Source organism: Streptomyces hiroshimensis, from assembly GCF_014650335.1.
In the GTDB taxonomy this organism is placed as follows: domain Bacteria; phylum Actinomycetota; class Actinomycetes; order Streptomycetales; family Streptomycetaceae; genus Streptomyces; species Streptomyces hiroshimensis.
In genome coordinates, this window is the sequence record NZ_BMUT01000011.1 from 326,104 (window position 1) to 332,845 (window position 6,742).

Genomic DNA, 6,742 nt, shown 5'->3' on the forward strand with positions numbered 1-6,742 from the left:
GGTGCTCACCCGGTGAACAATTGCCGAAGCCTTGAGGCGAGTTCATACGCTCCGTAGGCGAAAGGCGCCCCCACCCACAGCCAGCTCAGCACGAGCACCGCCTTGCGCACGGGTGTCACAGCCCCGCTCCCTTCTCCGGTACGGCCTCCGCCGGCGGCCGGCCCCCGTCGCCGGCCGGCTCGTGGTGGCGCGGGTCCACGGGGCGGACGAGCTCGTTGGCCGCGAAGCCCACGGCCAGCAGCCCGATCATGACCAGGAAGGACGTCGTGTAGAGGCCGGGACCCGTCCGGCCTGCGGACTTCCCGGCGTCGGCGACGGAGTTGACGATGAGCGGCCCGAGGATCCCGGCCGTGGACCACGCCGTCAGCAGCCGGCCGTGGATCGCACCGACCTGGTACGTCCCGAAGAGGTCCTTGAGATAGGCGGGCACGGTGGCGAACCCGCCGCCGTAGAACGACAGCACCACGCCGGCGCAGGCGATGAACACCGGCTTGGACGAACTGCCGACGACGGCGATGACGAGATACATGAGCGCACCCGCGCCGAGATAGAGCCGGTAGGCGTTCTTGCGGCCGGTGAGGTCGGACGCGGAGGACCAGACGATCCGGCCGAGCATATTGGCGAGCGAGAGCACGCCGACGAATCCCGCGGCGGCGGCCGGACCCACGGGGGAGGAGGAGTCCGCGAAGAAGTCCGTGATCATCGGGGCGGCCTTTTCCAGAATGCCGATGCCCGCTGTCACATTCGCGCAGAGAACGACCCACAGGCACCAGAACTGCGGTGTGCGCAGGGCGTTGCGGGCCGACACACGGGCGCTCGTGACGAGCGCCCGGGACGGCGCGGCGGCCGCCGCCTGCCCGGCCTCTGCCGCCCGGTCGGCTCCCGTCGCCCGGTCGGCTCCGGGCGGCCGCCAGTCATCGGGCGGTACCCGTACGAGCAGCACGCCGAGCGTCATGAACACGGCGTACGCCGCCCCCATCACCAGGAACGTCCGCGCGATGCCGGACGGGTCCGTGCCGAAGTGCGACAGCATCGCGGACGACCACGGCGAGGCGATCAGGGCACCGCCGCCGAAGCCCATGATGGCGATGCCGGTGGCCATGCCCGGGCGATCGGGGAACCACTTGATGAGCGTGGAGACCGGCGAGATGTAGCCGATGCCCAGGCCGATCCCGCCGATGAGGCCGTAACCGGCCACGACGAGCCAGTACTGGCGCGTGGCCGCCCCCAGGGCGGCCACCAGGAAGCCGGACGAGAAGCACACGGCCGACACGGACATCGCCCAGCGCGGGCCGTTGCGCTCCACGAGCGTGCCGCCGAAGGCGGCCGACAGGCCGAGCATCACGATCGCCACCTGGAACGGCAGCGCCGAGGCCGTGCCGGACAGGCCCAGCGAGGACTCCAGCGGCGGTTTGAACACGCTCCAGGCGTAGGCCTGGCCGATGGCCAGGTGAATGGACAGCGCAGCGGGCGGGACCAGCCAGCGGCTCCACCCCGGCGGTGCGACGACACCGGATCGGGCAGGCATGGACGGACGCTACAGCGCCTTCGGGGCCTGCGCCCAGACCGCGGGAGAACCGGCCGCCGGGGGGTGAGCCCTTCACCGGCAGCCGGGTGCTTCACCTGCAGGCGCACCGTAGCCGGTCGCGCAGTTCCCCGCGCCCCTTCGGGCGCGGCCGAACCGCACCGGACGGCGTCGAGCCGCTCAGCCGGCGGTGACCCCCACTGCGGCCAGCCAGCCGGTGAGCCGGGCACCGGAGACGACACCGCTGAAGCGGAAGCTCTCCCTGCCCTCGCGCAGCAGGATGACGGTGGGCACGCCCATCGCGTCGAACCGCTCCTGCGCCCAGCCGGCCCGGTCCACATCGATCTTCACGCCGGTCAGGGCGTCGCCGCAGGCCTCGACCACGTCCTCCAGGACGGGGGTGAGCAGGGAGCACGGGCCGCACCACGGGGCGGTCAGGTCGACCAGGACGGGCACGGGCCCGGCGAGCAGCCGGTCCAGCTCGGCTTCGTCGACGACCTCGCGCAGCACGCCACGCTCCTGCGGCTGCTCCTCTTCCTCCCCCTCTTCTTCTCCCGCCTCCTCGAAGTCCTCCTCCTCGAATTCCCCGGCGTCCGCGGCCTCGGCCGCGGCGCGGGCGAAGAGGACGGCGTTCTCCGGCGGGGCGGAGATCCCGTTGACGCTGAGCCCGGCGGCCAGCAGCCGCTCCAGTACGTCGAGGGCGAGGTCGTGACCGGGGCGCTCGGCCACCGACACCTCGGCGAGCCGCGGCGTGAGCGCGATGAGGGCGTCGGCCAGGGCGTGGTCGACGCGGACGCCCTCGAAGGCGAGGGAGGCCAGGTGCGGCGCCTCTGCCAGGACGGCGAGCGACGCGGGCTCGAACGCCGTGGTGCCGCTGAGGACGAGGGTGTCGAGGGAACCGGCCGTCGCCGACCCCGCGAGTGCGGCCAGTCCCGCCCCGGTGAACCGGGCCGACTCCAGCACCAGGTCGGTCAGCTCCGGCATGTCCCGCAGCGCCGCGACTCCCTCGTCGGTGAACTCGCCCGACAGCACGAGCGTCTTGAGCGCCCGCTGCCCCGCGACGGCCCGGAGCATGTCGTCCGTGGCGCCGCCCAGGTCGGCGACGACGAACGCGTCGGACGGCAGCCCGGCGAGGCCGTCCGCGAGGGCCTCCCTGTCGGTCGCCTCGGCATCGGCCGCGTCCATCACGTAGACGAGCCGGGAGCCGGAGGACAGGGCCACCTGGCCGCGCGCCTCCACCTCCACGGGCTCGCCCCCGCCCTCCGTGTAGCGGACGACGGTGCCTGGAAGGCCTTGTTCCGGAAACGGGATCAGACGCGCATGCATGCGCCCCATGCTATGCGTCGGGGCCGAGTCACCCGGGCCTGGCGCGTCATCACAGCCCGTACGTCAGCAGCCCCGAGGCGAGGAACTCGTCCACCCACCCGTTCAGTTCGTCGCGGATCCCGTCCTCGTCGCCGCCCCAGAGCGGGGCGAGCTCCGCCGCCGCCCGCGCGGGATCCCAGCCGTTCTGCCGCAGGGCGATCCACATCGACGTGCCCAGCGGCCCGCACCGGTGCCGGAGGCCCGCGCGCGGCGAGAACAGCTCCAGGCGGCCGTCGGGCAGGACCCGGGCCGTCAGATCCGGCTCGGCCTGCAAACACCCCGCCGCCTGTGCCCGGGGCGGCTGTTCTCCGCCGAGGCGGCCGGCCGTGCGGCGAATCGAATGCAGCACCATGGATCCTCCCGGCTGGGACGCGACCTTGACGGGCGCCCTCGTGGGTCCGCACCGCCCGTGCAGCGGCCCGCATCACTGCCGACGCTACCGACGGTCGCTCCCCGGCGGAACCAAGCTGGCTGAGCCCGGAAGGGAGAGGAAACGGGTGCCGGGAGGTGGAGAAACCTCTACTCCCATCCCGACCGGACCCGTCTCCCCGGGACCCGTCTCCAACAGGCCTCTCACGCAGGCGCATTGTGGACATCGATCGGCTGTACATAGCATGCGGATACGGAGATCACCCATCCTGATGAGGACGGCCGGGACCTTGACCGACGCTCTCGGCGCGTGGCGCGCCCGGGTCCGCCGCGCGGGCGGCGACACGGCGGTCGGAGCGGCGATCGCCGCCGGGGCGATGGCGGCCCTGGCTCTCTTCCTCGTCACCGCCTACTTCGTGACCCTCTTCGTCATCGGCATCGGCGCCGTCGCGCTGCCCGTCGTCACCAAGGGGGTGCGCCGGCTGTGCAACCTCAACCGCCGCGCCGCCGGCCGGGTGGGCGTCCCGGTCGCCGTCCCCTACCGGCCGCAGCCACGGGAGTTCGAGAAGGACATCGTCGGCTGGATGCGCCGCCGCCAGTGGATCCTCACCGACCCCGCCACCTGGCGCGACCTGCTGTGGCTGCTGCTCGACACCGCGGTCGGGACGGTCGGCCTCCTGCCGGCCGCCGTGCTCTGCTACGCCCTGGAGGGGTTCGTGGTGGGCGCCGGCCTCTGGCGGCCCCTGCTCGATGCGAACGGCACCGGCTGGTGGTACTGCTTCATCACCGTCGACAGCCGGCCGAGCGCCCTCCTCGCCCTGGCGGCCGCGAGCGGCCTGCTGCTGGCCTGGCCGTGGACCGGCCGGCCGGCCCTCAAGGCGCACGCCTACTTCACCCGCTTCCTCCTCGGCCCGACCGAGAACACCGTGCTCGCCTCCCGCGTACGGCACCTGGCCGAGACCCGGACCACCGCGCTGGACACCCAGGCGGCCGAGCTCCGCCGTATCGAACGGGACCTCCACGACGGCGCCCAGGCCCGGCTCGTGAGCCTCGGCTTCACCCTCGGTGCGGTCGAGCGGAACATGGACCGCAAGCCGGAGGAGGCGCGGCGGCTGCTGCGCGAAGCGCGCGAGTCCTCCGTCCTCGCGCTCCGGGAACTGCGCGACCTCGTCCGTGGCATCCACCCGCCCGTGCTCGCCGAGCGCGGCCTCGCCGACGCCGTGCGCGCCCTGGGCATCGACAGCCCGCTCCAGGTCGCGGTGGAGACGGACGTCCCGGGCGGGCTGCCCGCGCCGGTCGAATCCGCCATGTACTTCTCCGTGTCGGAGCTCCTGACCAACGCCCTGAAGCACTCCGGGGCGGACCGCGTCGAGATCGAGCTCCGGCACGGGCAGGACGTGCTGTACGCCCGCGTCGCCGACGACGGCCGCGGCGGTGCCGACGCCGGCCGCGGCACCGGGCTGCACGGCATCCGCCGCCGCCTGGCGGCTTTTGACGGAACCCTGGACATCAGCAGCCCCGTGGGCGGCCCGACCGTGACGAAAATGGAGATACCGTGCGCGTTGTCCTCGCCGAAGACCTCTTCCTCCTGAGGCAGGGGCTCATCCAGCTCCTGGAGGCCTACGACTTCGAGGTCGTCGCCGCCGTGGACAACGGACGGGATCTGTCCGCGGCCCTCGCCGAGCACCGGCCCGACATCGCGATCGTGGACGTGCGGTTGCCTCCGACGTTCACCACCGAGGGCCTCCAGGCCGCGCTGCAGGCCCGCCGTGACATGCCGGGCCTGCCGATCCTCGTGCTCTCCCAGAACGTCGAGCAGATGTACGCCAGGGAGCTGCTGGCCGACGGCACCGGCGGCATCGGGTACCTGCTCAAGGACAGCGTCTTCGACAACGACCAGTTCATCGACGCCGTCAGCCGGGTGGCGGCCGGCGGCACCGCCATGGACCCCGCGGTGGTCGCCCGGCTGATGGTCAGCCACGCGCGCGACGAGCCCCTCGGCGCCCTCACGGCACGCGAGCGGCACGTCCTGGAGCTCATGGCCGAAGGCTGCTCCAACATGGCCATCGCGCAGCGCCTGAGCGTCAGCGAGGGCGCGGCGGCCAAGCACATCTCCAACATCTTCGCCAAGCTCATGCTGCCGCAGGACAGCGACAGCAACCGCCGCGTCCTCGCCGTCCTGGCCTACCTCAATGCCTGACGGCCGCGCCCCGGCTGCCGGGGCGCGGCTTCCGGCCGAGTCGGTGAATACCGAGTCGGTGAATGCCGGGTCAGTGAATGCGGACCATCCGGACCGGTGAGCTGCGCACCACGTCCGGATGCGGGTCCCCCGGAGCGTCGAGGCCGTAGAGGACGCCCCGCAGCTGCAGGGCGCCCCGGCGCCGTGCCCGCACATTCGTCTCGACCGTCGCGCCGGCGCCGGAGGACACCGTCCGGCCGCAGCCGACCGTGCGCCACGAGGCCGTTCCGAGCACACGTTCCTGGACGCAGGCGCGCAGGTACGGCGCCCCGTCGTCGTCGCCGTCCCCGCTGATGCGCAGGGCCTGCCCGGTGCGGACGGGGCGACCGGGGGCGGTGATCTCCATCGCACCCTTGGCGGCCGCCGGGGCCGTGAGGAGGGAGAGCACGGCGGCGCCGAGCAGCGCGGCCGCGGCGGCGCGGGGGAGGTGGCGCTTGGGGTCGAGTGTCATGGCCCACCCTTCTGCGATCCGGTCGTTCTTCTGCGGTCCGGTCGTTCACATGGAATTTTTCCGGGGAATTCATATTTTCCGCGCCAACTCCCCTTCGAACCACTGTTATTGGTACGGTCCCGGCGAATGAGACGATACGTTCCCGGGAGGCGCCGGCCGTGGACACTTCGCCTTCCGCGGGCCGCGCGCCCGGCACCCGTGCGGCAGTCCGGAAATAACACTTGCTATATTGCGCAACTGTGAAAGTTGCGAGGTCGTCGCGGGTGCGGCGGCCGGACCGATGGGGAGCACGTATGGGCCGTAGGCGGAGCGAGACGCCAGGGAAGCGGACGCGGCGGGCCGGAACGGCCCTGCTCGCCCCGGGAGCGCTGCTCCTGGCCGGTGCCGCGGTGGACGAAGCGGCCGGGGCGGGCCTCGGCTGGGTCTTCGCGCTCTCCGCCGCGGCCGCCACCGCTCTCGCCGCGGTCCTGTGCGCCCGTGCGCACGCGTGGTGGGTGCTCGCCGCACCGCCTCTGGTGATCGCCGCGGTGGCCGTCGGCGCCCAGCTGGTCGCGGCCCCTCCGGGAACGGGCGCCGGCGGTGGCGGGGACACCCTCGCCGCGGCCGCCCACTGGGCCCTCGACACGTTCCCCGCCATGGTGGCGGCCGAGGCCGTGGCGGCTCTCGTCCTGGCCGTGCGCACCTTCCGCCCCGGCCGGGGGAGGCGGGCCTGCCATGCGTGAGCCCTACCGCCGCGAGCCCTACCGCCCCGACGGCCGGACCCGCTCCCCCGGCGCGGGCCGCGGCCGCCCGA

The 6,742-nt window shown here is 73.2% G+C and carries 8 protein-coding genes; 3 read left to right on the forward strand and 5 right to left on the reverse strand.

Translation table 11 applies throughout. The features are described 5' to 3' along the window. Nucleotides 1-5: 5 nt before the first annotated feature. The 4 genes from IE241_RS35095 to IE241_RS25075 all read right to left on the reverse strand — a co-directional run bounded on the left by IE241_RS35095 (nucleotide 6) and on the right by IE241_RS25075 (nucleotide 3,242). A complete protein-coding gene (locus IE241_RS35095; RefSeq protein ID WP_444545154.1) occupies nucleotides 6-119 on the reverse strand; it encodes an MFS transporter small subunit in 114 nt (37 codons plus the stop codon). Further along, nucleotides 116-1,528, reverse strand: coding sequence for an OFA family MFS transporter (locus tag IE241_RS25065; RefSeq protein WP_190024089.1), 1,413 nt, complete (start codon nucleotides 1,526-1,528; stop codon nucleotides 116-118). The genes IE241_RS35095 and IE241_RS25065 overlap by 4 nt, the downstream gene beginning before the upstream one ends. A 177-nt stretch (nucleotides 1,529-1,705) precedes the next feature. Continuing rightward, nucleotides 1,706-2,851, reverse strand: coding sequence for a thioredoxin family protein (locus IE241_RS25070; RefSeq protein ID WP_190024090.1), 1,146 nt, complete (start codon nucleotides 2,849-2,851; stop codon nucleotides 1,706-1,708). A gap of 49 nt (nucleotides 2,852-2,900) precedes the next feature. Further along, nucleotides 2,901-3,242, reverse strand: coding sequence for a hypothetical protein (locus IE241_RS25075; protein ID WP_229899768.1), 342 nt, complete (start codon nucleotides 3,240-3,242; stop codon nucleotides 2,901-2,903). 289 nt (nucleotides 3,243-3,531) lie between these two features. On the opposite strand from IE241_RS25075, the gene IE241_RS25080 reads away from it, so the two are divergent. Further along, complete coding sequence (locus IE241_RS25080) at nucleotides 3,532-4,851, forward strand: sensor histidine kinase (protein ID WP_190024091.1); 1,320 nt, start codon at nucleotides 3,532-3,534, stop codon at nucleotides 4,849-4,851. Then, nucleotides 4,815-5,459 (forward strand): response regulator, encoded by a 645-nt coding sequence (locus IE241_RS25085; RefSeq protein ID WP_190024092.1) that lies wholly within the window; start codon nucleotides 4,815-4,817, stop codon nucleotides 5,457-5,459. The genes IE241_RS25080 and IE241_RS25085 overlap by 37 nt, the downstream gene beginning before the upstream one ends. A 70-nt stretch (nucleotides 5,460-5,529) precedes the next feature. On the opposite strand, the gene IE241_RS25090 is transcribed toward IE241_RS25085, so the two are convergent. Next, complete coding sequence (locus tag IE241_RS25090) at nucleotides 5,530-5,949, reverse strand: hypothetical protein (RefSeq protein WP_190024093.1); 420 nt, start codon at nucleotides 5,947-5,949, stop codon at nucleotides 5,530-5,532. A gap of 293 nt (nucleotides 5,950-6,242) precedes the next feature. On the opposite strand from IE241_RS25090, the gene IE241_RS25095 reads away from it, so the two are divergent. Beyond that, nucleotides 6,243-6,671: a DUF6542 domain-containing protein gene (locus IE241_RS25095; RefSeq protein ID WP_190024094.1), complete on the forward strand. Its 429-nt coding sequence runs from the start codon at nucleotides 6,243-6,245 to the stop codon at nucleotides 6,669-6,671. The last annotated feature ends 71 nt before the right edge of the window (nucleotides 6,672-6,742 follow it).